26 protein-coding genes are annotated in these 26,219 nt (G+C 66.1%); 14 read left to right on the top strand and 12 right to left on the bottom strand.

What is annotated here, in order from left to right; all coding sequences use genetic code 11:
- Positions 1-11 precede the first annotated feature (11 nt).
- A complete protein-coding gene (locus AAFP35_RS12795; RefSeq protein ID WP_419222009.1) occupies positions 12-626 on the top strand; it encodes a TetR/AcrR family transcriptional regulator in 615 nt (204 codons plus the stop codon).
- A gap of 55 nt (positions 627-681) precedes the next feature.
- On the opposite strand, the gene AAFP35_RS12800 is transcribed toward AAFP35_RS12795, so the two are convergent.
- Together AAFP35_RS12800 and AAFP35_RS12805 are read right to left on the bottom strand one after the other, a co-directional pair.
- Positions 682-2,415 carry a purine-cytosine permease family protein gene (locus AAFP35_RS12800; RefSeq protein ID WP_419222010.1) on the bottom strand — a complete coding sequence of 578 codons (1,734 nt, stop codon included), beginning with the start codon at positions 2,413-2,415 and terminating at the stop codon, positions 682-684.
- Between the two features lie 157 nt (positions 2,416-2,572).
- Entirely contained in the window at positions 2,573-3,304 is a 732-nt protein-coding gene (locus tag AAFP35_RS12805) for an enoyl-CoA hydratase (RefSeq protein WP_419222011.1), read from the bottom strand.
- Positions 3,305-3,359: 55 nt separating this feature from the next.
- Between AAFP35_RS12805 and AAFP35_RS12810 the strand changes: the two genes are divergently transcribed.
- From AAFP35_RS12810 to AAFP35_RS12830, 5 genes are all read left to right on the top strand, one after another.
- Positions 3,360-4,517 (top strand): NAD(P)-binding domain-containing protein, encoded by a 1,158-nt coding sequence (locus AAFP35_RS12810; protein WP_419222012.1) that lies wholly within the window; start codon positions 3,360-3,362, stop codon positions 4,515-4,517.
- Positions 4,518-4,746: 229 nt separating this feature from the next.
- Positions 4,747-5,061 (top strand): helix-turn-helix transcriptional regulator, encoded by a 315-nt coding sequence (locus AAFP35_RS12815; protein WP_419222013.1) that lies wholly within the window; start codon positions 4,747-4,749, stop codon positions 5,059-5,061.
- A complete protein-coding gene (locus tag AAFP35_RS12820) occupies positions 5,058-5,645 on the top strand; it encodes a hypothetical protein (protein WP_419222014.1) in 588 nt (195 codons plus the stop codon). The genes AAFP35_RS12815 and AAFP35_RS12820 overlap by 4 nt, the downstream gene beginning before the upstream one ends.
- Entirely contained in the window at positions 5,645-6,547 is a 903-nt protein-coding gene (locus AAFP35_RS12825; protein ID WP_419222015.1) for an ABC transporter ATP-binding protein, read from the top strand. The genes AAFP35_RS12820 and AAFP35_RS12825 overlap by 1 nt, the downstream gene beginning before the upstream one ends.
- Entirely contained in the window at positions 6,544-7,749 is a 1,206-nt protein-coding gene (locus AAFP35_RS12830) for an ABC transporter permease (protein ID WP_419222016.1), read from the top strand. The genes AAFP35_RS12825 and AAFP35_RS12830 overlap by 4 nt, the downstream gene beginning before the upstream one ends.
- A 60-nt stretch (positions 7,750-7,809) precedes the next feature.
- On the opposite strand, the gene AAFP35_RS12835 is transcribed toward AAFP35_RS12830, so the two are convergent.
- From AAFP35_RS12835 to AAFP35_RS12850, 4 genes are all read right to left on the bottom strand, one after another.
- Entirely contained in the window at positions 7,810-9,144 is a 1,335-nt protein-coding gene (locus tag AAFP35_RS12835; protein WP_419222017.1) for a cryptochrome/photolyase family protein, read from the bottom strand.
- Positions 9,145-9,165: 21 nt separating this feature from the next.
- A complete protein-coding gene (locus AAFP35_RS12840) occupies positions 9,166-9,534 on the bottom strand; it encodes an FKBP-type peptidyl-prolyl cis-trans isomerase (protein ID WP_419222018.1) in 369 nt (122 codons plus the stop codon).
- Between the two features lie 49 nt (positions 9,535-9,583).
- On the bottom strand, positions 9,584-10,906 hold the full coding sequence (locus AAFP35_RS12845; RefSeq protein ID WP_419222019.1) for a citrate synthase: 1,323 nt from the start codon (positions 10,904-10,906) through the stop codon (positions 9,584-9,586).
- A 69-nt stretch (positions 10,907-10,975) separates the two neighbouring features.
- The gene (locus AAFP35_RS12850; protein WP_419222020.1) at positions 10,976-11,920 is read right to left on the bottom strand and encodes a carbohydrate kinase family protein; all 945 of its coding nucleotides are present in this window, start codon (positions 11,918-11,920) and stop codon (positions 10,976-10,978) included.
- Between the two features lie 61 nt (positions 11,921-11,981).
- Here AAFP35_RS12850 and AAFP35_RS12855 point away from each other — a divergent pair, with 61 nt between their 5' ends.
- The 3 genes from AAFP35_RS12855 (at position 11,982) to AAFP35_RS12865 (ending at position 14,627) form a co-directional block, all read left to right on the top strand.
- Positions 11,982-12,647, top strand: a complete 666-nt coding sequence (locus AAFP35_RS12855) for a 5-oxoprolinase subunit B family protein (protein WP_419222021.1) — start codon at positions 11,982-11,984, stop codon at positions 12,645-12,647.
- A complete protein-coding gene (locus tag AAFP35_RS12860) occupies positions 12,644-13,516 on the top strand; it encodes a biotin-dependent carboxyltransferase family protein (RefSeq protein ID WP_419222022.1) in 873 nt (290 codons plus the stop codon). The genes AAFP35_RS12855 and AAFP35_RS12860 overlap by 4 nt, the downstream gene beginning before the upstream one ends.
- 73 nt (positions 13,517-13,589) lie before the next feature.
- Positions 13,590-14,627, top strand: a complete 1,038-nt coding sequence (locus tag AAFP35_RS12865; RefSeq protein ID WP_419222023.1) for an oxygenase MpaB family protein — start codon at positions 13,590-13,592, stop codon at positions 14,625-14,627.
- 13 nt (positions 14,628-14,640) lie between these two features.
- Here AAFP35_RS12865 and AAFP35_RS12870 read toward each other — a convergent pair whose 3' ends face one another.
- The 3 genes from AAFP35_RS12870 to pdxH form a co-directional block, all read right to left on the bottom strand.
- On the bottom strand, positions 14,641-15,726 hold the full coding sequence (locus tag AAFP35_RS12870) for an isopenicillin N synthase family dioxygenase (RefSeq protein ID WP_419222024.1): 1,086 nt from the start codon (positions 15,724-15,726) through the stop codon (positions 14,641-14,643).
- Between the two features lie 57 nt (positions 15,727-15,783).
- Positions 15,784-17,052: an MFS transporter gene (locus AAFP35_RS12875; protein WP_419222025.1), complete on the bottom strand. Its 1,269-nt coding sequence runs from the start codon at positions 17,050-17,052 to the stop codon at positions 15,784-15,786.
- A 283-nt stretch (positions 17,053-17,335) separates the two neighbouring features.
- Entirely contained in the window at positions 17,336-18,031 is a 696-nt protein-coding gene (gene pdxH / locus AAFP35_RS12880; RefSeq protein ID WP_419222249.1) for a pyridoxamine 5'-phosphate oxidase, read from the bottom strand.
- Positions 18,032-18,183: 152 nt separating this feature from the next.
- On the opposite strand from pdxH, the gene AAFP35_RS12885 reads away from it, so the two are divergent.
- Positions 18,184-19,314 carry a citrate synthase 2 gene (locus AAFP35_RS12885; protein ID WP_419222026.1) on the top strand — a complete coding sequence of 377 codons (1,131 nt, stop codon included), beginning with the start codon at positions 18,184-18,186 and terminating at the stop codon, positions 19,312-19,314.
- Between the two features lie 77 nt (positions 19,315-19,391).
- Complete coding sequence (locus AAFP35_RS12890) at positions 19,392-19,643, top strand: hypothetical protein (protein ID WP_419222027.1); 252 nt, start codon at positions 19,392-19,394, stop codon at positions 19,641-19,643.
- Here AAFP35_RS12890 and AAFP35_RS12895 read toward each other — a convergent pair.
- The 3 genes from AAFP35_RS12895 to AAFP35_RS12905 are packed head-to-tail and all read right to left on the bottom strand — an operon-like array spanning position 19,636 to position 22,830.
- Positions 19,636-21,267 (bottom strand): ABC transporter permease, encoded by a 1,632-nt coding sequence (locus tag AAFP35_RS12895; protein WP_419222028.1) that lies wholly within the window; start codon positions 21,265-21,267, stop codon positions 19,636-19,638. The genes AAFP35_RS12890 and AAFP35_RS12895 overlap by 8 nt on opposite strands.
- Positions 21,264-22,184 (bottom strand): ATP-binding cassette domain-containing protein, encoded by a 921-nt coding sequence (locus AAFP35_RS12900; protein ID WP_419222029.1) that lies wholly within the window; start codon positions 22,182-22,184, stop codon positions 21,264-21,266. The genes AAFP35_RS12895 and AAFP35_RS12900 overlap by 4 nt, the downstream gene beginning before the upstream one ends.
- Entirely contained in the window at positions 22,168-22,830 is a 663-nt protein-coding gene (locus tag AAFP35_RS12905; protein ID WP_419222030.1) for a TetR family transcriptional regulator, read from the bottom strand. The genes AAFP35_RS12900 and AAFP35_RS12905 overlap by 17 nt, the downstream gene beginning before the upstream one ends.
- Before the next feature lie 183 nt (positions 22,831-23,013).
- Between AAFP35_RS12905 and serC the strand changes: the two genes are divergently transcribed.
- The 3 genes from serC (at position 23,014) to AAFP35_RS12920 (ending at position 26,201) form a co-directional block, all read left to right on the top strand.
- On the top strand, positions 23,014-24,159 hold the full coding sequence (serC, locus tag AAFP35_RS12910) for a phosphoserine transaminase (protein ID WP_419222031.1): 1,146 nt from the start codon (positions 23,014-23,016) through the stop codon (positions 24,157-24,159).
- A 260-nt stretch (positions 24,160-24,419) separates the two neighbouring features.
- Positions 24,420-25,412 (top strand): septation protein SepH, encoded by a 993-nt coding sequence (sepH, locus tag AAFP35_RS12915; protein ID WP_419222032.1) that lies wholly within the window; start codon positions 24,420-24,422, stop codon positions 25,410-25,412.
- Between the two features lie 6 nt (positions 25,413-25,418).
- Positions 25,419-26,201: a DUF6928 family protein gene (locus AAFP35_RS12920; protein WP_419222033.1), complete on the top strand. Its 783-nt coding sequence runs from the start codon at positions 25,419-25,421 to the stop codon at positions 26,199-26,201.
- Positions 26,202-26,219: the final 18 nt, after the last annotated feature.

Below are 26,219 nucleotides of genomic sequence, written 5' to 3' on the forward strand. Positions count from 1 at the left end.
CGGTGGCACGAATGTCAGTGGAACAGCGTCGCGCGGCGCTGATCGAGGCCGCATACCGCGTGATCGCCGACCACGGGGTCGAGGGCGCGACGACGCGACGAATCTGCGCACACGCGAACATGCCGTTGGCCAGCTTCCATTACGCGTTCGACAGTCGCACCGCTCTGTTGTGTGCGGTCATGGAGACCGCGGTACCCAGCGACATCCACCGGATGCTCGAGGCGATCCTGCCGATGGCGGGACATGTCGAGGGCGGCGGCACCGCGGCGATGCGCCAGAACGCCCATGCGCATCTGGCGGGCTTCTACACACTCCTGAAGGCCGATCCGGGCCGGATGCAGGCGACCATCTCACTCGGCATCTACGCCCACAATCACGCCGAGCTGCAGAAGGTCGGCAAGCAGATGTACGAACGGCTCTACGAGGTGGCCGGGATCGGCCTCGAGGCCGCCGCCGAGCGCGCCGGTGTGCGGTGGAAGGAGCCCGTCTCCGACCTCAGCCCGATCATCATCGCGGCGACCAACACGATCACCCTCACGTATCTCAGCACCGCTGACGATCTGGTGATCGAGAAGATCATCGAGGCCGTCGTCAACGCGCTGATGACCTATATCGCCGAGGACTGACCGCAACCGGGTCCAGTGGTGAACCCGGTTGCGGCAGAACGACTTCTGTTCGGAATTACTTCTGTTCGGGCAGCACGTGTTCGCCGGTCTTGTCACACGACAGGGCGAGCGAGCTGATGTATTGCTTGCTCCCATCCGGCGCGGGCACCGCGGAAGCGATCATGTCCGGCCGCTCGAAGTCGATTCCGGTGACGCAGCAGGTGAGTCGGACATCCGTGGGGTTGCCGTGTTCGTCGTACATCGGGATGTCGATGCCGTCGTCGGTGCGACGCAGGTAGTACTTGCCCTTCGTCGCGACGGCGATGATCGGCGGCAGGATCAGCGCCAGACCCAATGCCACCAGAGGCGAATAGGGCTGAATACCGTCACCGAAGACGTGGAAGTACACCAGGATCGACGCCCCGGCCGCCACGATCACCGACACGAAGCCGACCGGATTGACCGCATACAGCATGCCGCGACGGAACTCCGGCTGCTTCGGCGAGATACCCAGCAGATACTTGTTGATCGCGATGTCGGACGCGACCGCGACGATCCATGCGATACCGCAGTTCGCGTAGAAGTTGAGGAGGTTGTTGAGGAAGCTGAACATGTCGGCCTCCATCAACACGATGGCGATCACGACGTTGAACACCAGGAACACCAGACGTCCTGGGTAGGTCTTGGTGACACGGGTGAAGCTGTTGGTCCAGGCCAGCGACCCCGAATACGCGTTGGTGACGTTGATCTTGATCTGGCTGATCACCACGAGGATGACGGCGAGGGTCAGGGCCAGCCAGTGCGGCAGGAAGTCCTCGTAGATCTCGACGAACTGGTGCACCGGCTGATTCGCGATGCCTGCGTTCTCCATGGTGAGTCCGATGAGATACACCGCGAGGAACAGGCCGACGATCTGCTTGATGGCACCGAAGATGACCCAGCCCGGCCCCGCGGTCAGCATGGCGGTCCACCACTTCCGGGAGTTCTCCGGTGTGCGCGGCGGCATGAATCGCAGATAGTCGATCTGCTCGGCGATCTGGGCGATCAGCGACAGGCAGACACCTGCGGCGAGCATCGTCCCGGCAAAGCTCACTCCCTTGTGCAGCGGTTCGCCGGTGGCCGTGTCGACGCCACCGAAGGCGAAGAAGTCCCCGATCGCCGACGGATGGCTGAACACGAGGTACGCGAAGGGCAGCACCATCATGATCAACCACAGCGGAGTCGTCCAGACCTGAAGTTTGGCAAGGGTGTTCATGCCGTAGATGACCAACGGGATGATCAACACCGACGACACCAGGTAGCCGATCCACAACGGGATACCTAGCCCCAGTTCGAGTCCCTGCGCCATGATCGAGCCTTCGAGGGCGAAGAAGATGAAGGTGAACGACGCGAAGATCACGTTGGTGAGCACCGAGCCGTAGTAGCCGAAACCGCTTCCGCGCGTGATGAGGTCGAGGTCGATGTTGTAGCGCGCGGCATAGTACGCCAGCGGATAGCCGGTGAGAATGATGACGATCGCGAAGAACCCGATGCCCAGCAAGGCATTTCCCGTGCCGTTCGCGATGCCGATGTTGGCGCCGATGGCGAAGTCGGCGAGGTAGGCGATCCCGCCGAGCGCGGAGATCGCGACGACGCCCGGTCCCCACTTGCGGTAGCTACGGGGCGCGAACCGCAGGGTGTAGTCCTCGAGCGATTCACGGGCGGCGGCTGCAGCCGCGCCGGTTGCGATGATGCTGTGTTCGGCGTTCTCGATCTCACCGATCTCGGTGGTGAACTCCTCGAGTTCACCCTGGACGGATTCTTTCGACATTCTTCTCCTAGCGAGACATGGCAGCACGCTCAGCGTTCAGGCGGATGTCGCCTGCGGGCGACGCTAGGAAGGAACCGTTTCGGTCAGTTGATCGAAATGTTTCTGTCAGGAAAACTGCGGCGCGATGGTCGCCATCGCGCCGCTTTTGTCCGTTTTTCTACCGGCCGACGAACTTCGGCGTGCGCTTCTCGACACGCGCTGCACGGCCCTCGGCGAGATCGTCGCTCTCCCAGGCCCGCATCATCGCGGCGAGATGGTCGGGCGCCGGCTCGTCACGGGCACCGTCGCCGTTGAGCACCAGCTTGTAGTGGGCCAGCGTGAGCGGCGCAAGATCGGCGATCGCCGCTGCCCAGTGCTGCGCATCGGCGAGATCGCCGATGCGGTTGGCGAAGCCCAGCGCGTGCGCACGGTCGGCGGTCAACGGGTCACAGCCGATCAGCATGCCGCGCGCCTGCCCGGACCCCACCAGCGAGACCAATCGTCGGATCGTCCACTCGTCCACGGCCACACCGATCTTCGCCGCCGGGATCCCCGCCAGCGCGTCCGGGGCCATGACCCGCAGATCGGCCGCCATCGCCAGCTGCAGGCCCGCACCCAGGGCCGAGCCGTTCAGCGCCGCGATAACGGGCACCGGGGTCGACTCGATCTGCTGCAGAGTGGCCACCAGCGTGTCGAGGAAACTCCTGTCGTAGACGGGTCCGGACAGGTCGGCACCGGCACAGAACACCGGCCCGCGGCCGGTCAACACGATCGCGCGGGCACCTGCGTCGACGGCCGCGGTGAAGGCCTTCGACAGCCCCGACACCATGTCGTCGTCGAGTGCGTTGCGCTTGTCCGGGCGATCGAGCTCGATGGTGGTCACGGCTCCGGTGGCAGTCGTCTGGATCATGGGGCGAAGCCTACCCACTCCCCCGACGGCCTCCGGCGATGACAGACTGACCGTTGTGACGGCCCACCTTTCGCCTCCCGACGTCGACCCGGCGTGCGATGTGCTGGTGATCGGCGGCGGTCAGGCAGGGCTGTCGGCGGCGTACTTCCTGCAGCGTTTTGGGCTCGGCGATCGGTATCAGCTGCTCGATCACGCGCCCGGGCCCGGCGGAGCGTGGCAGTTCCGGTGGCCGACACTGACCCTCGACGGCACCAACCGCATTCACGACCTGCCCGGATTCGGCCTCGCCGATGCACTCGACGGCGAGGTCGGCGTCTTTCCCGCGTCCACCGTGGTGCCCGAGTATTTCGGCGCGTACGAGGACCGGTACGACCTTCGTGTCCACCGGCCGGTGTCGGTCCGCACGGTGGAATATGCCGACGATGGTTTCGTCGCCACACTCGGCGACGGCCGCACGATCGACACCTTCACAGTCATCAACGCCACCGGGACATGGGAACGCCCGTTCGTCCCCCACATCCCCGGGATCGGCGACTTCCGCGGACGACAGTTGCACACACACGACTACTCCGGTCCGGAGGAGTTCGCCGGGAAGCGGGTCCTGGTGGTCGGCGCGGGAATCTCGGCCGTCCAACTGCTCATCGAGATCGCCCGGCGAGCGCCCGACGTCGAGACCTTCTGGTGTTCGCGCACCGAACCCGTCTTCGACCCGACGCCCTTCGACCCGAGGAAAGGACGCGCCGCGGTCGCGCGCGTCGAAGAACGCGTACGTGCCGGCCTGCCCCCGACCTCGGTGGTGTCGGTGACCGGTCTCGCCCTCACCCCAACGATCCGCGCAGCCCTCGACGACGGCATCCTCTCCTGGCGCCCCATGTTCACCAGGATCACCGAAACCGGCGTCTGTTGGGATTGTGCGGTCGCGGGCAGCGAGGGAATCGACCACCTCGACGTCGACGTGATCTTCTGGAACACCGGCTTCCGAAGCGCGCTGGATCACCTTGCCCCACTGCATCTTCGAGGCCCCGGCGGCGGGATCACGATGACCGGCCGTTTGACCACGACGGTGGCGGCCGAACCACGCGTGCAACTCCTCGGGTACGGACCGTCGGCCTCGACGATCGGCGCCAATCGCGCGGGCCGCGAAGCCGCCCGCAACGTCGCCGACATCCTGGCCCGTCCCGCCCCTTCGGCACCCACCCACCCCACTCGCTGACCGCACGCCGCCCACGCGACAGCAACCGCATCCCCGCCGACAGCAACCGATATCTTCGCGACGGCAACCGAGATCTTCGCGACGGCAACGGAGGATCGCCGATCGTAAGGCGAGGGATGGGGCCGCGTGGTTGCTGTCGGCGAAAATCCGGTTGCTGTCGGCGAGATATCGGTTGCTGTCACGTAGGGGCGGGTTGACAAACTGTTGTGTTTTCCCAACACTTGATTAGGTGAGTCCAGTTCGACGGGGCGAGAAGCTCCCGATCTACAACCGCATCGGCGTCCTGCGCGCCGAGCGGAGAATGACCCGGGCCCAGCTGGCCGAGTCGGTCGGGATCAACGTCCAATCCGTCGGCGCGCTGGAGCGCGGCGACAACTACCCGAGCCTCGACCTGGCGTTCCGGATCTGTGCCGTGTTCGACCTTCCCGTGGAGGCGGTCTTCAGCCGCACCGAGTTCGGCGCCATGTCGGCCGAGTTGTACGGGCGGCCTTCCCCGGACGACCAATCGACGATCCACCGATCAGACCCCGGAGGTGCACGATGAGCGACCCCAACTCGGCGATCCCGCCAGAGGCGACGCCGTCGCTCTGGCGCCGTGTGGACGAGTACCGCGCAGAACAGCATCTGAAGTTCAACGCCAAGAACGCCGGCCGGTTGCCCGGTTGGCGCAATCGCCGCGGCTATCGAACGCTGGTGGTGGCACAGCTCGTCGCACTGACGATCGGCCTGATCGGCGCGGTGATGTCGTTCTTCACGAACTGGTTCTTCGTACTGTTCTTCGCCTCCGTCATAGCAACCGGCGTCTGCATGTACCTGCTGCGCATCGTCACGGGATCGATCGCCGACACCCCACCGGCCGCCCTGGACGAGATCCAACTGGCGCAACGCAATTCGGCACGCTCGATCGGTTTTTTCGTGTGTTACACGCTGATGTTCATCCCGTACGCCATCCTGATCGTCCTGAGCATGCGCGATCAGGTCAGTGGCAGCGCCGTCTACGGAACCGCCATCGTCATGATCGTCCTCATGGTCTTCGCCGCCCAGGTGCCGACGATGCTGGTCACGTGGTGGATGTCCGACCCCGATCCGGAAGACTACGTCACCGACCACAACGAACGGAGTGAGTGATGAACGACCCGCTCGTCATCGACGGCCTGCACAAACGATATGGCGATCTGGTGGCTCTGCAGGACATGACCTTTCACGTCACCCCGGGCGAGATCTTCGGGTTCGTCGGCAGTAACGGTGCCGGGAAGTCGACGACGATGCGCATCATCCTCGGCGTCCTCGGCGCCGACTCCGGCCGGGTGTGCCTCGGTGATCGCCCCATCGACCTGCACATGCGCCGTCGAATCGGGTACATGCCAGAAGAACGCGGGCTGTATCCCAAGATGAAGGTCGGCGACCAGCTGATCTTCTTGGCCCGACTGCACGGCATGTCCGCCGCCGCAGCGCAGGAGAGCATGCAGCGGTGGACGTCTCGTCTCGGCGTGGAGAGCCGCGTCGACGACGACGTCGCCGACCTGAGCCTCGGCAACCAGCAACGCGTGCAGCTCGCCGCTGCCCTCATCCACGATCCCGCGGTCCTCGTGCTCGACGAACCGTTCTCCGGTCTCGACCCGGTTGCGGTGGACGTGATGAGTGACGTCCTGAAAGAGAAGGCCGCCGAGGGCATCCCGGTGATCTTCTCGTCGCACCAGCTCGAGCTGGTACAGCGACTCTGCGATCGTGTCGGGATCGTCGTCCGGGGTCGGATGCGGGCCCAGGGCCGCGTCGACGATCTCCGCGCCCGCGAGGGCATCACACTCGAGATCGACGGACCGTCGACCGCCGAGCCCTGGGCCGACGGCCTGTCCGGTGTGCTGTCTGCCGACTACGACCCGTCGATCGGCCGGACCGCACTGCGGATCGACGCACAGGCCGACGATCAGGCAATCCTCGCCGCCGCACTCCGCGCCGGTCCGGTGCATCGGTTCGCGACCTCCACCCCGTCCCTGACCGAACTGTTCCGAGAGGTGGTCTCGGCATGACCGACACCGCGCAGCCCACCGAAACCCGCGCAGCTCATTCGATCTGGCTGGTCGCCGAACGTGAGATCGTGACCCGCGCCAAGACCAGGTCGTTCCTGATCAGCACCGGACTGCTGATGGCCGTCATCGTGATCGGCGCGATCGTGATCTCCGCCCTGACCGGAGGAGACGACACCAAACGGATCGGTGTGGTGGGCGCCGAATCATCGCTGTCCCACACCATCGAGAACTTCGGCACCGCCACCGGCACCGACGTCGATGTCGTGCCCGTCGCCACCACTGCCGACGCCCGCAGCCGCGTCGCCGACGGAGACCTCGATGCGGCACTCGTACCCGGGCCGTCGGCCAACCAGTACACAGCCATATCGGAGAGCGGGCTGGACCCGACCCTCGACGGGGTCCTGCGATCGTCGGTCGACCAAACCGGGCTCGACCGTGCTCTGGCCGAACGCGGTGTCGACACCGCAACCCTGCCGCGCGCCACTCTGGCTCTCGAACAGACGACTCCGGACAAACCCGATGAGGGGCAACGGATCGTGATCGCCCTCGTGGGGACGATCTTGCTGATCACCGCGATCATGATGGGCGGATCGATGGTCGCTGCCGGCGTCGTCGAGGAGAAGACGTCCCGGGTGGTCGAGCTGTTGCTGGCCACGATCAAACCTCTGCATCTGTTGTGGGGCAAGATCATCGGCATCGGAGCGATCGCGCTGGGGCAGGTGCTGGTACTCGGTGCGACTGCGCTGATAGCGGGCCAGATCACGGGACTCCTGACCGTTCCGGGCGCCGCGGTCGGCATGTTCGCCGCAGTGATCGCCTGGTTCCTGCTGGGGTTCTTGTTCTTCGCAACCCTGTATGCGGCCACCGGAGCGCTGGTATCGCGACAAGAGGAACTCGGCGCGAGTTCGGCTCCGCTGACCATCCTCGCCATGGGCGTCATGTACTCGGGAGTGTTCGGCATCCAGGCTCTCGATTCCACGTTCATAGAGGCACTGACGTGGATTCCACCGTTCAGCGCAGCACTCATGCCCATCCGGATCGCGACCGGGGACACCTCTGCCCTCCAGGTGGTCGTGACCTTCGCCCTGATGATCCTGGCGTGCGCCGTCGCGACATGGCTCGCCGCGCGCATCTACCAGCGGTCGATCCTGCACACCGGCACTCGCGTGAAGTGGACGGAGGCACTGACTCTCGCACGCTGAACGCCACGCGGCACGCCGATTTCGCTCGAGACATGCTCTACGCCAAACGAACCTGCGGTCTCAGAGCGAACGGAACCGACGCAGCGCTTCGACGCGTTCGGTCTGATGGTCGACGATGGGCGACGGATACCGATCGGAGCCGTACTCGGGCACCCATCGGCGGACATAGGCTCCGTCCGGGTCGAACTTCTTGGCCTGCGTCTCGGGGTTGAACACCCGAAAGTACGGTGCCGCATCGGTTCCCGTACCCGCCGCCCACTGCCAGCCGTGCTGATTGGACGCGATGTCACCGTCGACGAGTTGCTCGAGGAACCATCGGGCTCCCCACCACCACGGCAGGTGTAGATCCTTGACCAGGAACGACGACACGACCATGCGAAGCCGGTTGTGCATGAATCCGGTCTCGGCGAGCTCCCGCATGCCAGCATCGACGAACGGGAATCCCGTGCGACCTTCTTTCCATGCGTCGAACCGCTCCCGCGCTGCGTCGTCGGTGTCCAAGGCGATGTCGTCGAAACCAGAATTCCAGTTGCGCCACCGGCTTTGCGGCCAATGGAAGAGGACGTCGGCATAGAAGTCGCGGAATGCCAGCTCCCGCAGATAGGCCTGGGCGCCCGCCGAGCGTCCGAGGTCGGCGAGCATCGCGCGTGGATGGATGTTACCGAACTTGAGGTATGCCGACATCCGGCTGCTCGCGTCACGGTCGGGCCGATCTCGGTCGACGTCGTAGTGGTCCAGTCCGTCCGCGACGAACTCCGACCAGCGCCGTCGCGCTGCCCTCTCGCCTGCCTCGATGGGCAGTGCGCAGGGAGCAGGCGGTATCCGAATCCGCCCGGACCGTCGCAGGTCACCTGGGTTCACCACGTCGCGCGATCTCAACGGCGACCTCGCCTGTCGATCACTCGCCTGTCTTCCAGTCGACCTTCGATCAAGAGCGGCCCGCCACTGTCGGTGGAAGGGAGTGAACACCCGGTAGGGCTCGCCGTCGCCCTTGAGGATCCGTCCGGGTGACACGAGATAGGGAGATCCCTTGGCGCGCAACGCGATGTCACCTAGGGCGGTTTCTACGGCTGCATCACGTCGGCGACCGTAGGGCGAGTGGTCGGCGGACACGTGTACCGAGGTCGCGTCGATCGCAGACGCGAGTCGCGGTATCTCCGCCGCGGGATCACCGCGGACGACCAGCAGCCGACCGGACAACTGCTCGTCCAGATCTCGCAACGAGTCGTACAGAAAAGCCAAACGTCGTGGACCCGACGACTTCTCGAGTCGCGGGTCCACGACGAAGCAGACAAGGATGTCGCCGCCCGCCTCCTGTGCGGCGGCAGCAGGCGGCAGATCGCTCAGACGCAGATCGCGTCGAAGCCACAGCAGAGTGCTGGGGCGGTGTGGCATCGTGCCACTCGCTGTCGTCGGCTACCCGACGCCCAGCAGGTCGATGACGAACACGAGGGTCTTGCCCGACAGTCGATGACCGGCACCGGCGGGTCCGTAGGCGAGCTCCGGCGGCACGGTGAGCTGACGGCGTCCGCCGACCTTCATGCCGGGGATACCCTCCTGCCAGCCCGGGATCAGACGCTCGAGCGGGAAGTTCGCCGACTGGCCGCGGTCCCAGGACGAGTCGAACTCCTCGCCGGTCTCGTACTCGACGCCGACGTAGTGCACGTCCACGACGCCACCGCGCTGGGCCTCGTCACCGTCACCGACGATGATGTCCTTGATCTCCAGCTCGGTGGGAGCGGGACCTTCCGGGAATTCGACTTCGGGCTTCTCAGCGCTGGTCAACGGGACTCTCCTTTGAGTCGTGTCGGGACGAGGTGGTCAGGGCAGGGCGTCAGCGCTGTCCCATGGCCACGTAATCACGTTCGGTGTAGCCGGTGTAGAGCTGACGCGGGCGGCCGATCTTGCCACTCGGGTCGTCGTGCATCTCACGCCAGTGCGCAATCCAGCCGGGCAGCCGGCCGAGGGCGAACAGAACCGTGAACATGCGGGTCGGGAAGCCCATCGCCCGGTAGATCACGCCGGTGTAGAAGTCGACGTTCGGGTACAGCTTGCGCTCGATGAAGTAGTCGTCGCTGAGCGCGACCTCTTCCAGGCCCTTGGCGATGTCGAGCAGATCATCGTGCACGCCAAGCGAATCCAAGATCGTGTCGGCGGTCTTCTTGACGATCGCCGCGCGCGGATCGTAGTTCTTGTAGACGCGGTGACCGAAGCCCATGAGCTTCACACCGTCTTCTTTGTTCTTGACCTTGTTCATGAAGGCCTTGGTGTCGCCGCCGGAGTTCTTGATGTCCTCGAGCATCTCGAGAACCGCCTGGTTGGCGCCACCGTGCAGCGGTCCCCACAGGGCGTTGATGCCACCGGAGACCGAGGTGAACAGGTTGGCCTGCGACGACCCCACCAGGCGCACCGTGGAGGTGGAGCAGTTCTGCTCGTGGTCGGCATGCAGGATGAACAGCATGTCGAGCGCCTTGGCGACCTCTGGGTTGACCTCGTAGGGCTCCGCCGGGAAGCCGAAGGTCATCCTCAGGAAGTTCTCGACGAGGCTGAGCGAGTTGTCCGGGTAGAGGAACGGCTGACCCGCCGACTTCTTGTAGGCGTAGGCCGCGATCGTCGGCAGCTTGGCGAGCAGTCGGATGGTGGACAGTTCGACCTGCTCGGGATCCTTCGGGTCCAGCGAGTCCTGGTAGTAGGCCGACAGCGCGTTGACCGCGGACGAGAGCACCGGCATCGGGTGTGCGTTGCGCGGGAAGCCGTCGAAGAAGCGCTTGAGGTCCTCGTGCAGCAAGGTGTGCCGACGGATCTTGTCGGTGAAGTCCTCGAGCTGCGCCGGGGTGGGGAGCTCTCCGTAGATCAGGAGATAGCTGACCTCGATGAACGTCGACTTCTCGGCCAACTGCTCGATCGGGATGCCGCGATAGCGCAGGATGCCGGCGTCGCCGTCGATGTAGGTGATGGCCGACTTCGTCGACGCCGTGTTCACGAATCCACCGTCGAAGGTCGTCAGCCCGGTCTCGGCCAGGAACTTCCCCAGGCCGACGGAGTCAGCTCCCTCGGTGGCCTTCAGGATGGGGAGCTCCAGCTGACCACCGGGGTAGACGAACGTCGCTGAGGCGGTATCGGACGTTTGGTCAGCTGGGACTGTTTCAGCGGACACACGAACCCCTTTACTCAGGTGAGAGTTTGTTCAATGCAGATCCGGGTGAGGACTCTGTTGGTTATCAACCTAGTCGCTTGCCAGCTCGCTCGCCCACGGAGGGTCCGCCCCTTGCCGAGACACCGTGATGGCAGCTACTTGACCTGCGTATTCCGCAGTCGCACTCCAGTCTTCCAGGCTCATTTCGGCGGCCGCGGACGGCGAAAGTGCGCCGATCCGGTCGAGGTGATGTATGACACCCCCCATGACGCTGTCACCAGCCCCGATAGTGTCCACCACCTGGGCTTTTGTTGCGGGAACCGTGACGGATCCACTCCGGGTGGTGACCGTGATGCCCTGCGGTCCGGCTGTTGTGATGACCGCGGAGACACCAGCCGCCAACCAGTCCGCGGGCGTCGTCCCGGCAGGACCGGCCGCCAACCAGACCGCATCTTCGTCGGAGAGTTTGACGACGTCGACGGCACTCATCCAGGAGGCGAGACGCCGCCGGTACGCGTCATGATCGGCGATCACCGCGGCACGGATGTTCGGATCGACCACCACCAGACGCCCCTCCTGATGACTACGCCGCAGAATCCGCTCATACGCAGTCGCGCCGGGTTCCAACACCATCGACAAGGTGCCGAAGCAGACCGCGGCCACCGTCGAGGGGAACGAACCCGGATCGGCGACCAGCCGGTCGGCTGTGCCCTCGACATAGAACGAATAGTGTGCGGCCGAATCGTCGCCGACGGTGGCGAGCGCCAGCGAGGTCGGTTCGTCACGTCGCTGGATCAGCGTGGTCCCGACACCGCTGTATTGCAGTGCGGTCACGATCGCGTCGCCGTAGTCGTCGGTGGAGACGGCCGTGCACATCGACACCGCACTGCCCAGTCGCCCGAGCGTGACCGCGACGTTGAACGGACCTCCACCCAGCGCCGGTTGCAGCGGCGCCAGTCGCCCCGTGGCCGGTCGCGTCGACGTTGTCTGCACGACGTCGACGAGTGCCTCACCACAGACCACGATCTCGCGCATCGTCACCTCCTGTGCCGAACATCCTGCCACCCGACGGGCCGTCCACACGTAGGTTGTGCACATGCGAGAGTTGCCCGCCGGTCCCGATGCGGTGTTGCTCGATTTCGCGACGGAGCCGTCGCCGGGCAGTGCCGTCGACGAGGCAACCGCGGCTCTGCGCCATGCCGTGCAGTCCGGGGCACTTCCCTCCGTCACCGATGTGATCCCCAGCGAACACACCGTTTTGGTGCAGGCCGAGTCCGGGAGCGGCATCGACGTACTCGGCGTGCATCGCACGCTTCGAACGGCGCACGAGATGTCGGCGCACGCCGGTACCGGGACGGCGGTCGAGATCCCGGTCGTCTACGACGGTCCGGACCTCGCCGACGTGGCCACGCAACTCGGCGTCGCCGCCGACGAGGTGATCCGCATCCACTCCGAGACCGTGTGGCGTGTGCAGTTCATGGGTTTCGCACCCGGCTTCGGGTACCTCGTACCGCACAAGGCCCCGGATCACCCGTTCCAGGACATCGGGAGACGCCACGAATCCCGGCACCGTGTCCCCGACGGTTCGGTGGCGATCGCCGCGGGATACAGCGCGGTCTATCCGCGCGAGAGTCCCGGCGGATGGCACCTCCTGGGGCACACCACGATGCAGATGTGGGACGACAGTGCCACTCCCCCGGCCGTTCTCGAACCAGGGGCGCTGGTCCGATTCGTCGTGACGACCGATGCGGTGCCGTCGTGAAGGCGATCACCGTGATGGATCCGGGCCCCCTGGCAACCGTCCAGGATCTCGGCCGTCCGGGTTACGCACACCTGGGTGTCCCCCGATCCGGTGGCGCCGATCGGGGGTCGTTGACACTCGCGAACCGGCTCGTCGGGAACCCCGAGTCGGCGGCGGTGATCGAGACGACGTTGGGCCGCTTGCGGATTCGCGCGCACGGAACGCTGGTCGTCGCTGTCACCGGGGCGCCGACAGAGGTCCTGGTCGAGGGGGCGCCTGCGGGCGCTCACGCCGCCCTGACCGTTCCCGACGGCGCCGAGATCTCCGTCGACGTCCCGTCGGTCGGCTGCCGGAACTACGTTGCGGTGCGTGGCGGCCTCGACGTTCCGCCGACGCTGGGGTCGCGGTCCACGGACACCCTGTCCGACCTCGGACCGGACCCTCTGCGAGCCGGCGTCACCCTCCCTGTCGGCCATGAGGAGGGTGAGTGGCCTGCGGCCTCGACCGCACCTGTCGGCTTCGCCGCGCAGGAGGTCGTCATCCTCGACGCCGCGGCCGGCCCGCGCCGAGACCACGTGTTGTCACCAGACAACCTCGGGGCGGGGATCTGGGAGGTGAGCGCCCAGAGCAATCGCGTCGGTGTCCGCCTCGATCGTCCCGACGGCGATGCCGCCCCGCTCGTGGTCCACGGACCGGAGAACGCGGAACTCGCGTCGGAGGGCATCCCGCACGGTGCGGTGCAGGTGCCGCCGAGTGGTCGCCCGGTCATCTTTCTCGCCGACCACCCGGTGACCGGCGGATATCCCGTCGTCGCTGTCCTGACACCGGCCGCCATCGACCGTGCGGCCCAGTTCGTCGCCGGGCAACGAATCCGCTTCCGCCTGCGATGACCCGCCGGTGGATCGCGACCGCCGCGACGGAAACCTTTGACAGCCCACTGAGACGAACTTAGACTTTCGTCTCATGACCGAGGTGCTGGCGAATTCTGCGGACGTGTCCACCGACGAGCCCGCCGAGTCGCCGTCCCGGCGTCCCGAGGACTATCCGCCACTGGGCCCGGACTCGCTGACCTGGCAGATCTGGGGCACCTGGACCGGCATGTTCCAGGGACTGTGGGCCGGGTCGATGCAGAACATGCATCCCAAACTCGGCGCCGCCGTGTGGGAGCACTCGGACTTCTTCGGCGAGCGCTGGCAACGCCTGATGCGCTCGCTCTACCCGATCAGCGGTGTGGTGTTCGACAGCGTCAAACCCGGAGCCGCGACCGGGCACGAGGTCCGCGACTACCACCGCGACATCAAGGGACGCATGGAGGACGGGTCGCGGTACCACGCACTCGATCCCGACGTCTTCTATTGGGCGCACGCCACGTTCTGGTACGGCAACGTGCGCCTCTGCGAGCGCTTCGGACCGTGGCTGTCCGAAGCCCAGAAGCGTCAACTGTTCTCCGAATCCAAGAATTGGTACGCGCAGTACGGCGTGTCCATGCGCCCGGTCCCCGACACCTACGAGGACTTCCTCGAGTACTGGGATTACATGTGTCACAACGTTCTTCGTGACCATCCCGCGGTACGCACGGTCCTCGACATCAGCAAGCTGCCGCCGCCACCGTTCCTCTCCTTCATCCCGGAATGGTTCTGGTTCCGGTTCATGGCCGAGAACAATCAACGATTCTTCACGTGGCTGACCACCGGCTTCTACGACGAGTCGGTCCGGGAGATCCTGAGCCTGCCGTGGTCTGAGCGCGATGAGCGGTTGTTCCGGCTCCTCGGCCGCGGCGTCAATCTGGTGATGCATCGCCTGTTGCCGAAACGTTTTCTGCGCCATCCACGTCCGCGCGATGCGTGGGATCGAGTCAACGGCCGCGTCACCGCAGACGCACCGTTGGTGGAAACGCCCGAGCGCAACATGCCCTCGGGGGCCGAGCGCGACAACCCGATGCACTACTGCCCGGTGCACGCCGCCCGGAGGGCCACCTACCCGGGCCTCGTCTCCGACTGAGGCGACCCGGACGCTACTGCTGCCCGATACCTCGCCGCATCGCCTGACGAACGCGGTCACGTTCGCGTCGAGCGTACGGATTCGACTGTCCTGCACGTGAACCCGCGAGTTTGGCACCGATGTGTTCGCCGACTGTGATCGGCGAGTACCGGCTTCCTGCTCCCACGCACGACGGCAGTGTCGCGATGGTGGCGTCGATGTTGCCGTCGTGGAAGAAGGCCGCTGATCGTCGGCGCTCGACGGTACCGTCGACAACCGGTGGTTTGACCCGGTGCAGCGTCGACATCCAGCGCTCGTTGGTCCAGCGGGCCATCAGATCCCCGAGGTTGATCAGCAGCGCACCGTCTTCGGGTGTCACGTCATGCCACGTGCCGTGGTGATCGAGCACCTGCAGGCCGCGCACCTGGTCGGCCCACAGCACCGTCACGATGCCGTAGTCGGTGTGCTCACCCATGCCGGTCAGCTCACCGTCGAGTTCGATCTCCCCGGGCGGCAACGCGTAGTTGTTCATCCGCAGCACGTCGAGCGAGTGGTCGGTGTAGCCGTCGAAGAAGTCGGGCGGAAGGTCGAGGGCGTCGGCGAAGATCCGGGTCAGAGTGTGTGCGACCCGTCGCGCCTCGGCGAAGTAGGCGGAGACCGCCGCTTGGAAGTGGTCGACCGCGGGCCATGTGTTGGCCGCATAGTGGTCGTCCGGTAGATCCACTCCCGGATAGTCGGCGGCCTCGGCACCGATGTTGAACGCCTCGAAGAAGTCGTTCATCCGCGTCGCCGACTCGACGCCCAGGCTCAACGACAGCGACTCCGACTTGGGCGGAGCATAGCCTCTGTTGATCTGCGGAGGCGTGCGATACGACTTCTTCTGATCGAGGCTGAGCGCGAAGAAGTCGTCCAGGACGGCGGTGAACTCGTCGATGACCGCGGACGGGATCTGGTGCCCGACGATCTGCATGAAACCGACCGTGCCTGCGGCGTCGTCGATCATGGTGGCCACCACCGCGCGTTCGGCGGCCGTCCCGTTGCGGGTGTACGGGGTGATGTCGATGACCGGCACGGCAAACGTGCCTGTGTGTTCGTCGGCCGGCGCACTCATGGCGTCCATCGTCGCACCGAATGGCCGACCTCGCTGATCAGCGGCGAAGCGGGCCGATCGCGCGCCTCAGGCGTGCTGGCCGACCCGATAAGCGACGAATGCCGGAATTGCCAGCGCCGCAATGACGGTGAAGATCACCACGCCGATACCGCCCGCCGTCGTCGTGACCGCGACACCGATCGATGCGGCAGCGGCGCCGTGCACCACGTCGGCGATGCGGGGGCCTCCGGCGACAACCACGGTGAACACGCCCTGCAGACGACCTCGCACGTCGTCGGTGGCCGCCGCGAGGAGAATCGACTGACGAAACGCTGCCGAGGCCATGTCCGCCGCGCCGCCGATCATCAGCAGGACCAGTGCGATCGGCAGCATGGGCAGTGCGGTGCCGCCGGCCATCCCCACGGCAACACCGACACCGGCTATCGCCACACCCCACACGATGACGCAGACGATGACCGCCAGACCTTGACGTTGCACATGACTGACCCAGCCGGAGAACACACCACCGACGACCGCGCCCGCCGAGATCGCGATGAACAGCAGGGCGAACGCGATGCCGCCGCTGGGCGGGCCACCGAAGTTCTCGTGGGCCATCTGGGGAAAGAGCGCTCGGGGCATCCCGAAGATCATCGCGATGAGGTCGACGAGAAACGATGCCATCAAGATCTTGTGGCCGGCCAGGTATTTCAATCCGTCGATGACCGATCGCAATCCTGCGACCCTGCGTTCGCCGTCGGTGTCGGGCCGCATTGCGGGCAGCATGACGACCGCGATCAACGTCGGCACCAGGAACACGGTGTCCAGGAAGTAGAGCAGCGAATAGCCGAGCACCGGAATCAGGGCGCCGCCGATCAGCGGACCCGCGATGGCACCGGCCTGCATGACGGTCATGTTCAACGACAGCGCTGCCGGCAACTGACGATCCGGCAGCAGACGCGGCAGGATCGCGCTGCGTGTCGGCTGATTGACCGCGAAGAAGCCCTGCTGAAGAGCGAAGAGCGACAGGATGATCCAGACATTTCGGACACCCGATGCCGACTGGATCCAGAACAGGGCGCTGCAGACGATGAGCCCGATCGAGGTGATGATCAGCAGAGTGCGGCGGTCGATGACGTCGGCCATCGCACCGCCCCACAGACCGAACACGACCAGCGGCACCAGACCGAACACACCCGTCAGCCCCACATACGCGGAGCTGCCGGTGATCTCGTAGATCTGTGCGGGCACCGCGACCACCGTGAGCTGTGCCCCGATGACGGTGACGATGTTCGCCAACCACAGCCGCCGGAACGGTATGTTGCGCAACGGCGCGGTATCGGCGAGGAGGCGAGGCACCCAGAGAGTGTAAAGGTGACGCTCGATCGCTCCCGTCATGGCAACCGCGGAACCTCCACGTGGCCGCGGACGTTGCTACGTTCGCGTTTGCGTGGAAGGTCCGCGGTTGGCACGGGCTGAGGTCCGATGGGGTCGCACCCAGTACCGCTGGCCTGACCGGCACGACCGAGGGTGCCGATCACGTCGAAGAGGTAGATCGTTGCACGAGTCGACGGCGGCGAACTCACCTCTGCCCCATACGATTCGGACGTCGGTCCACCGTCATCGCTCCCGGCCCACTCCCCTACGGCTGCAAGCGCTCCAGTCGCCAGCCGTCGGAGAACTTGGTCGCACGCACGCGATTGTGCAGACGATTCGCCCTCCCCTGCCAGAACTCCACCACCTCGGGCACCAACCGATAGCCGCCCCACGTCGACGGGACCGGCACCTCGTCCCCGTCGTCGAAACCACCGAACCTCGCCGCGACCTCGGCGGCCTTGGCCTCGAGTTCGGCGCGACTGCCGATCGGATCGGATTGCGCGGACGCGTACGCCGACAGTTGGGATCCGCGCGGACGCATGTTCCAGTACTCCTGGGTCTCCTCCATCGTGACGTGCACGATCGGACCGCGGAAATGCACCTGCCGTTCGAGCGCGATCCACGGGAAGGTGAGGGCAGCAAAGGGATTGGCGGCCAGATCGTGCCCTTTGTCGGATTCGTACCCGGTGTAGAACACGACACCCGACGCCTCGGCTCCCTTGCACAGCACCGTGCGTGTGGCGGGTCGCCCGTCGGCGTCGACGGTACCGAGGACCATCGCATTCGGTTCCGGGATGCGTGCATCGACCGCCTCGGTCATCCACACGTCGAACAACTCCAGCCACGGAGGATCGCCGCGCAGCCAGGTGGGGTCGAGATTCTCCCGGACACCGTCGGCACCGGCGGCGCGATCCCCCTCCCCGTAATTGGGTGGGATTCCTCCGCCGTAGCCGACACGCATGTTCGGCAGATCTATCGGTTCGGCCACTTTCCTGAGGCTACTCCGCACAGCCTTGTTACTCTCCGGGATGAGGCCTCAGGCTCGTGTTTTAAGGTCCTTAGAGGTCCGGTTTGTGATCCAACACGACGCAGTGTCGACGTTAGGTGGTCTCGATGTCCAACTCAGTTCCCGATGATTTCGTCCCCGGCCTCGAAGGTGTTGTCGCCTTCACCACGGAGATCGCCGAGCCGGACAAGGACGGCGGCAACCTGCGCTACCGCGGGGTCGACATCGAGGACCTGGTGGAGAACAACGTCACCTTCGCCGATGTGTGGGCGCTGCTCGTGGACGGACGATTCGGTGACGGACTCCCTCCGGCCGAACCCTTCCCGCTGCCGATCCACACAGGCGACGTCCGCGTCGACGTGCAGGCCGGGCTGGCCATGCTCGCACCGATCTGGGGCTACCAGCCGCTGCTCGACATCGACGACGCCACCGCCCGCGCCAATCTCGCCCGCGCGTCGGTGATGGCGCTGTCGTACGTCGCACAGTCGGCACGCGGTATCCACCAGCCCGCCGTCCCGCAGAACATCATCGACGAGTGCGACACCGTGACCGCCCGTTTCATGACCCGCTGGAAGGGCGACCCCGATCCGAACCACATCAAGGCCATCGACGCCTACTGGGTGAGCGCCGCCGAGCACGGCATGAACGCCTCCACCTTCACCGCACGGGTGATCGCGTCGACCGGTGCCGATGTGGCCGCGTCGTTGTCGGGGGCCATCGGCGCGATGTCGGGACCGTTGCATGGTGGCGCACCCGCCCGCGTGCTGCCGATGATCGAGGAGGTCGAACGTACCGGCGACGCACGCGGACTCGTCAGAGGTGTGCTGGACCGTAAAGAGAAGTTGATGGGCTTCGGGCATCGGGTGTATCGCGCCGAGGACCCGCGGGCCCGCGTTCTGCGCAGGACCGCGCAGGAACTGGGTGTGCCCCGTTTCGAGGTGGCCGCCGCACTCGAGCAGGCCGCTCTGACCGAGTTGCGTGAACGACGCCCCGACCGGGCCATCGAGACCAACGTGGAATTCTGGGCGGCCGTGATCCTCGACTATGCCGAGGTTCCGACGCACATGATGCCTGCGATGTTCACCTGCGGTCGGACCGCAGGCTGGTGTGCGCACATTCTGGAACAGAAGCGACTCGGCAAACTCGTTCGCCCCGCTGCCATCTACACGGGCCCGGGTCCGCGTCGACCCGAGGACGTCGACGGTTGGGGTGACGTCAAGGCAGCCCCTGGCCTCTGACCATCCGGTCACTCCCACGAGATCGTCTCGACGGGCTACGGGCTGCTGTCAGCGATTGGCCGGTTGCTGTCGGCGACGTGCCGGTTGCTGTCGGCAGGAAACGGGTTGCCATCGGCGAGATTCGGGTTGCTGTCGGCGAGATTCGGGTTGCTCTCGGCGACATACCGGTTGCTGTCGGCGAGATTCGGGTTGCTCTCGGCGACATACCGGTTGCTGTCAGCGAGATTCGGGTTGCTCTCGGCAGGAAACCGGTTGCTGTCGACGCGAAACCGGTTGCTGTCAGCGGGAAACGGGTTGCTGTCGGCGGACGGGTGCTGTGGGTCAGGTGATGTCGCGACGACGGAACGCGGCCCAGCCGATTCCGACGAACACCGCTGCGACGGCAACCATCACGACGATCGGAGTCCACTGCATGGACGCCACCGGCACCTGCGGGCTGTGCGTGAACGGCGAGAGATCGTGGACCCACTGAGGCAGCCCGAACATGCCGGCGAGCGGACCCAGCAGCAGTGCGGCGATCACGATCAGCCATCCCACATGAGCGAGCGCCGGCCGCACCCCGTACAGCGCCAGCCCGATCGACCCGACGACGAGGGCCGCCGGGATCTGCGCGCCCGCGGCGGCGAAGCTGTGACGCGCCGATTCGGACCATCCGCCACCGGCGATCCCGTCTCCCACGGTCAATGCGGTTGCCGCAACCATCATCGCCAGCGCCACCCCGAGCCACGCGAGGACCACGTGGACGAGATAGAACCGACTGCGCGACAACGGTGTTCCCAGCAGCGTCTCCGTGCGACCACCGGCCTCCTCGGTGCGTAACCGCTCCGCGAGATTGACCGGCCACGCGCTGGCCGCGACCGCGAGGAACGCGACCATCGTGATCACGAACAGCAGGCTCAGGTCGCCACCCAGCCCGGATTGTTGCAGCACCTTGGTGACCTGCTCGTTGCCCTCGGCGAGTTCGTTCACCGACGGCTGCATGAAACCCACGATCAACGCGTAGACCCCGATGCCGACCACCCACGACGCCAGCAGCGACCTCGTGGTCCGCCAGGCCACCGCGCCAACGGATCCCAGGCGAGCGCTCGACGACGGCCCGGGCCTCGGTTCGATCAGTCCGGCCCCGAGGTCGCGATGCATCACCACCACACCTGCGGTGACCGCGCCGCAGGCGAACACCGCCAACGACGCCACAGCCGGCCACAGATTGTCGGCACCGAAGGGGTCGATCGCCTCGGCCCATCCCATCGGACTCACCCAGCGCAGCCACGACCATCCGTCGATCGAGTCGGCGACCCCGCGCAACAGGTAGCCGATCAGGACCACGGCGCTTGCGGTCAGGTTGGCGATGTGCGAGGTCTTGGCGACCTGAGCGGTGACCAATGCGGCACCGACGGCGGCCAGTCCGGTCGTCGCGTACTGCGCGAACACCGAGAACACCCCGGATGCGGTGCCTCCGAGGGGAAACAGCATGAGCGACATGCCCAGTGCGACGACGACACAGAATCCGCTGGCGACGATCGCGGCGGCGGCCAGTGACGCAAGCGGTCCGGTGGCGCAGGAGCGCACCAGTTCGTACCGACCCAGTTCCTCTTCGGCGCGGGTATGCCGAACGACCATGAGTACCGCGCACACGCCGAGCGCGGCGACCATGAACAGCCCGGCTCGCCAGACCGTCAGTGCGGCTGTCGATTCCAGGTTCTGCAACGGACCGAGCAGGAAGCGGAACGCCGCATTCGATCCCGGGCCGTTCAAGAGAAGTTGCCGCTGGGCAGGAGTCGAGTAGCTCGCGGCGATCTGCGCAGCCGTGGCGGCGTTGATGGCGATGAACAGCACCAGGGTGACGAGCCCGATGATCCGTTCCCGTCGTGCCATCAGCCCGACCAGGCGCCAGGTCTGCGCGAACTGGTCGGTGGTGCGCGTCGTCGGTGCTGCGGTGAGTGTGGCGGTCATGGCGCGACACTCGCTTCCTCGTCACCGTAGGCGTGCAGGAACAGTTCCTCGAGGCTGGGCGGCTCGACCGCCAACGCCTGGACATCGTGGCCGGCCAGTGCTCGCGTCACCCCGGCGAGCCCGGCGTCGTCGACGGTGAACGTCACGCTGTCGCCGGTGGAGTCGAAGTCGTGAACCCCGTCGACGGTCCCGAGGTCGGCTCCGCCACCGGCGATGGTGGCGGTCACGCGCGAGCGACGCAGGTGACGGAGTTCGGCGAGTGGGCCCGACTGCACCGTCTTGCCGGCGCGGATGATGGTGACCGACTCGCAGAGTTCCTCGACCTCGGCGAGAATGTGGCTCGACATCAGCACCGCGGATCCGGTGGCCGCCACCTCACGCACGCACTCGGTGAACTGTCGTGTCATCAACGGATCGAGTCCCGACGTCGGCTCGTCGAGGATCAGCAGTTCGCAGTCGGCGGCGAGCGCGGCGACCAAGGCGACCTTCTGCCGGTTGCCTTTCGAATAGGTCGCCGCTTTCTTGGTGGGATCGAGATCGAAACGCTCGATGAGTTCGGCCTTGCGCGTGGCGGACTCGCGACGCACCCCGCGTAGCGAGAGCAGCAGATCGATGCACTCGCCCCCGGACAACTGCGGCCACAGGTTCACATCCCCGGGCACGTAGGCCAGTCGCCGGTGGATGGCGACCGCATCGACCGCCGGGTCCGCCCCGAAGACCGCGGCATGCCCTCCTTCGCGGCGATACATGCCCAACAGGATGCGGATCGTCGTCGACTTACCCGCCCCGTTCGGTCCGAGGAAGCCCGCGATCTCACCGCGTCCGACCGAGAGGTCGAGGCCGTCGAGAGCGCGGAAGGATCCGAATGTCTTCACCAGTCCTTCGGCCTCGATGACGAGGTCATCCGTGTGTGCCATCGTGTTCCTCCCGATAGGTCAGCACTGCGTCGAGCAGGCCTTCGTCGGCCATCACGCCGTGGACGGCGACCTCGGTCGCCGGTACCACGACCCGGTCGGTGTAGGACCGCAGGATCGCCCCCGCGTCGGACCAGTCGTCAGGCGGATGCATCACCACGTCGACGAGCAGCGCGCCCAACGACTGCGCGACCATGTAGCGCGCGCGTGCGGTCTCGTCGCGCGAGGCACGGATGGTTCCGTCGGCGACGCCGGCCCGGAAGGTTGCCTCGGCGTCGACGGCGAGGTGCTCGAGCAGTTCGCGCGCCATCGGCCCCCCGGCCTGCAGGCTGCGGATGAGATAGACCATGCGTGGTCCGTCGTCGTCGAGATTGTCGAGTTTGGTGACGATACCTGCGAAAGACTGTGCCCCCGGACGCGTTTCGAGGCTCGTCCGGTTCGCCTCCCGGGTGCGGCGCAACACGAGCTCGTCGCATTCCGCCCGCAACTTCTCCTTGCTGCCGAAGTGGTGGATCACCAACCCCGGACTCACATCGGCCGCCTCCGCGATGGTTCGGACCGTGGCGGCGAACCCATCGCGCGCAAAGACCTCGATCGCGGTGTCGCGCAGGCGGGCCCGCGTGGTGCGATCGTCTGACGCTGAACGCATGTTCAATACATTAAACGCATGTTCAGCCGTGGTCAAGGATTCGGGTGCCGCGCAGAACCTCCCCCGCCAGGACCCGAGGGCGACGTCCCCCTCTCGGTCGCGGGACGGCACCGATGTCGGTCACGAACACCGAACAGGGCCCACGACCAGGGTGTCCGCCGCCACAGCCCTAGAATCGAACCCATGAGTGACACCGCCACCGCACCGATCACGATTCCCGCCGACCTCCTGCCGTCGGACGGCCGCTTCGGGTGCGGTCCGTCCAAGGTGCGACCGGAGCAACTGCAGTCCCTCGTGGACACCGGAGCATCGGTGTTCGGCACCAGCCATCGTCAGGCCCCGGTGAAGAACGTCGTCGGGTCGATCCGCGCAGGCCTGACCGACTTGTTCTCCCTGCCGGACGGATACGAGGTGGTTCTGTCCAACGGCGGCACCACCGCGTTCTGGGATGCCGCTGCCTTCGGACTGGTCAAGCAGCGTTCACTGCACCTGACCTACGGCGAGTTCTCGTCGAAGTTCGCCACCGTCACCAAGAAGGCTCCCTTCCTCGACGCCCCCGCGGTGATCTCCACCGACCCCGGCACGGCACCCGACCCGGCCGCACTGACCGCCGACGACTTCGGCGGCATCGATCTCATCGGCTGGGCGCAGAACGAGACCTCGACCGGCGTCTCGGTGCCGGTCACCCGCCCCACCGGCGCCGACGACGCGCTCGTTGCGATCGACGCGACGTCGGGCGCCAGCGGCCTTCCGGTCAACGTCGCCGACGCCGACGTCTACTACTTCGCACCGCAGAAGTGTTTCGCCTCCGACGGCGGCATCTGGATCGCCCTCATGAGCCCGCGCGCACTGGCCCGCATCGCTCAGATCGCCGAGACCGACCGCTGGTGCCCGGAGTTCCTCTCGCTGCCCACTGCCGTAGACAACAGCAGCAAGAACCAGACCTACAACACCCCCGCGGTCGCGTCGCTGTTGCTGCTGGACAACCAGATCCAGTGGATGCTCGGCCAGGGCGGTCTCGACTGGTGCGTCTCGCGCACCAAGGATTCCAGCGACCGGCTGTACAGCTGGGCCGAGACGAGCGAGTTCGCGACTCCGTTCGTCGCCGATCCGGCACAGCGCAGCCAGGTCGTCGGCACCATCGATTTCGACGACGACGTGGATGCCGCAGCGGTTGCCAAGACGCTGCGCGCCAACGGTGTCGTGGACACCGAGCCGTACCGCAAGCTGGGCCGCAACCAGCTGCGCATCGGCATGTTCCCGGCCATCGAGCCCGAGGACGTCACCAAGCTGACGCAGTGCATCGACCACGTCGTCGGCAAGCTCTGATCACACCCCGGACGGGTGGTCGGCGCTGGGCGTCCGACCCCCGACCGTGGTCGGCACTCCGAGCGGCGATCCCGCTCCGCGACCACATAGGATCACGTACCGTGGTCACATGCGCCACTTCGGACGCAGGCGACCCTCGGGTCGCACCCGCCACAACCTAGCTGATCTGCGGTTTTGCCGCGTGTCCCACAACCCGATCGGCGCACTGTGGTCTAACCTGACCGCAATGCCCGCACTCGTGGTCACTGGAGGAGGAGCAGATGCGTGAGCTTCGCGTCGTCGGTGTCGAAGCCGACGGCACCCATGTCATCTGCCAGGACTCCGAGTCGGGTGAGAAGTACCGGATCGCAGCCGATGAGCGTCTCCGCGCCGCGGCTCGCGGTGACATCTCACGATTGGGGCAGATCGAGATCGAAATGGAAAGCTCACTACGTCCACGGGAAATCCAGGCCCGCATCCGGGCAGGCGCAACGGTCTCGGAGGTCGCGGCGATCGCCGGCGTCCCGGAAGACAAGATCGAACGATTCGCCCATCCGGTCCTTCTCGAGCGCACGCGCGCAACCGAGATGGCCTCGATGGCCCACCCCATCCGCGAGGACGGCCCGTCGGAGTCGCGACTCGGTGAGGTCGTCCACCAGGCACTGGTGGCCCTCGGCCAGAACCAGCAGGAAGTCGAGTGGGACGCCTGGAAGGGCGACGACGGCTACTGGATCGTCCAGGTCGGATGGCAGGTCGGTCGCACCGAGAACCATGCGCATTGGCGCTTCCAGCCCGGCTCCCACGGCGGCACCGCCGATCCGCTCGACGATCTCGCCGACGAGATGACCCATCCGGAGACGATCGCACCGCGTCGGCGGCTGACGCCGGTCGCCACCCCCGACCTGCAGCGCCACGCCGAGCCTGCGGCCGAGGTCACCCACGGCGCCGACGACCACGACGAGGTCACCCTCGACGCCGACCGGTTGATCGATGCCCAGCGCTCCCGCAGCGAGTCGACGACTCCTGCCTACGACGAACACGGCACAGCGGCCCTCGACTTCGGGCCCGATGACACGTGGTCGTCCCCCGCGAACGGCGACGATTCCTCCGATGACGTCGAAGAATCCGCTCCCGCCGCGACCACCGCGTCCGGCGAGAGCGCCGGCGACGAGCAGAATTCGGCTCCGGCCCCCAAACGCCGCCGGTCGCGCAAGCCGGCCGTACCCGCGTGGGAGGATGTTCTGCTCGGCGTCCGCAGCAACGGCAACAGCTGACCGACCGTGTCGTCCCGCGCGGTCACACTCTGGTTCATCGATGTCGAGGATCCCGTCGGACTCCTACGCAGCGGACCTGCCAACGACGTCGCCTCGGCGCAACAGCTCGCCGATCCCCTGTATCGCAACCACGTCCTGGTTCCCCTCACCGACACCGACCTGGCATCGGCTGCGGGCGCGCAGGATCCCCATGTGTATGCGGGTAGCTACGGAGGCTTGGCCGTGCTGAGCTGCTCACTGTTCGCCACCTCGGAACCGTCCAATCTCACCCGGACGATCGCGTCGATTCGGCGTAGCCGCGCGACCACGCTGCTCTACACCGACCCCGACAAGGGCCTCGGTGTGTTCGCACAATGGGAAAACGGCAGTCTGCGACGATCATTCGCTGCCGACCCGGTGACGATCGTCGAGGACACAGGTCTCCCCTTTGCGTTCGAGAGACCGTTCTGGGCCGGAGATCATCCACTGCGATACGCACCCGGTGTGGTCCCGGAGATGATGGCCCTGCCGTTCCATCCACAGGAACTCGCTGAACAGTCGAATCGGGAGTGGCTCGGATTCCGGTTCACTCCACCGCTCGCCGAGACCGACCACGACCCGGCGCGCATCCCGGTCACCGCATTCGCCATCCATCCCGCGGATTACGTTCCCGGCGAGGAGGATTGGACCCGATACCGGGAACTCAGCCAGGCCCGACCCACGGCACCCGACGACGTCACGCAGGCGGAATCGAACGGGCACACGCCGGTGCGACGAAAGAACCGCGTCGCGCGCTACTTCGGATTCTGATCTCCGACGATCCGATCG

This window comes from Gordonia sp. CPCC 206044 (genome assembly GCF_048537895.1).
GTDB lineage: Bacteria > Actinomycetota > Actinomycetes > Mycobacteriales > Mycobacteriaceae > Gordonia.

Bases quoted from the DNA above. Each gene is read 5' to 3' on its own strand.
- AAFP35_RS12795 (WP_419222009.1), top strand. From the start codon at position 12: ATGTCAGTGGAACAGCGTCGCGCGGCGCTGATCGAGGCCGCATACCGC.
- AAFP35_RS12800 (WP_419222010.1), bottom strand. From the start codon at position 2,415: ATGTCGAAAGAATCCGTCCAGGGTGAACTCGAGGAGTTCACCACCGAG.
- AAFP35_RS12805 (WP_419222011.1), bottom strand. From the start codon at position 3,304: ATGATCCAGACGACTGCCACCGGAGCCGTGACCACCATCGAGCTCGAT.
- AAFP35_RS12820 (WP_419222014.1), top strand. From the start codon at position 5,058: ATGAGCGACCCCAACTCGGCGATCCCGCCAGAGGCGACGCCGTCGCTC.
- AAFP35_RS12825 (WP_419222015.1), top strand. From the start codon at position 5,645: ATGAACGACCCGCTCGTCATCGACGGCCTGCACAAACGATATGGCGAT.
- AAFP35_RS12830 (WP_419222016.1), top strand. From the start codon at position 6,544: ATGACCGACACCGCGCAGCCCACCGAAACCCGCGCAGCTCATTCGATC.
- AAFP35_RS12835 (WP_419222017.1), bottom strand. From the start codon at position 9,144: ATGCCACACCGCCCCAGCACTCTGCTGTGGCTTCGACGCGATCTGCGT.
- AAFP35_RS12850 (WP_419222020.1), bottom strand. From the start codon at position 11,920: ATGCGCGAGATCGTGGTCTGTGGTGAGGCACTCGTCGACGTCGTGCAG.
- AAFP35_RS12855 (WP_419222021.1), top strand. From the start codon at position 11,982: ATGCGAGAGTTGCCCGCCGGTCCCGATGCGGTGTTGCTCGATTTCGCG.
- AAFP35_RS12865 (WP_419222023.1), top strand. From the start codon at position 13,590: ATGACCGAGGTGCTGGCGAATTCTGCGGACGTGTCCACCGACGAGCCC.
- AAFP35_RS12870 (WP_419222024.1), bottom strand. From the start codon at position 15,726: ATGGACGCCATGAGTGCGCCGGCCGACGAACACACAGGCACGTTTGCC.
- pdxH (WP_419222249.1), bottom strand. From the start codon at position 18,031: ATGCGTGTCGGCTACGGCGGAGGAATCCCACCCAATTACGGGGAGGGG.
- AAFP35_RS12885 (WP_419222026.1), top strand. From the start codon at position 18,184: ATGTCCAACTCAGTTCCCGATGATTTCGTCCCCGGCCTCGAAGGTGTT.
- AAFP35_RS12895 (WP_419222028.1), bottom strand. From the start codon at position 21,267: ATGACCGCCACACTCACCGCAGCACCGACGACGCGCACCACCGACCAG.
- AAFP35_RS12900 (WP_419222029.1), bottom strand. From the start codon at position 22,184: ATGGCACACACGGATGACCTCGTCATCGAGGCCGAAGGACTGGTGAAG.
- AAFP35_RS12905 (WP_419222030.1), bottom strand. From the start codon at position 22,830: ATGCGTTCAGCGTCAGACGATCGCACCACGCGGGCCCGCCTGCGCGAC.
- serC (WP_419222031.1), top strand. From the start codon at position 23,014: ATGAGTGACACCGCCACCGCACCGATCACGATTCCCGCCGACCTCCTG.
- sepH (WP_419222032.1), top strand. From the start codon at position 24,420: ATGCGTGAGCTTCGCGTCGTCGGTGTCGAAGCCGACGGCACCCATGTC.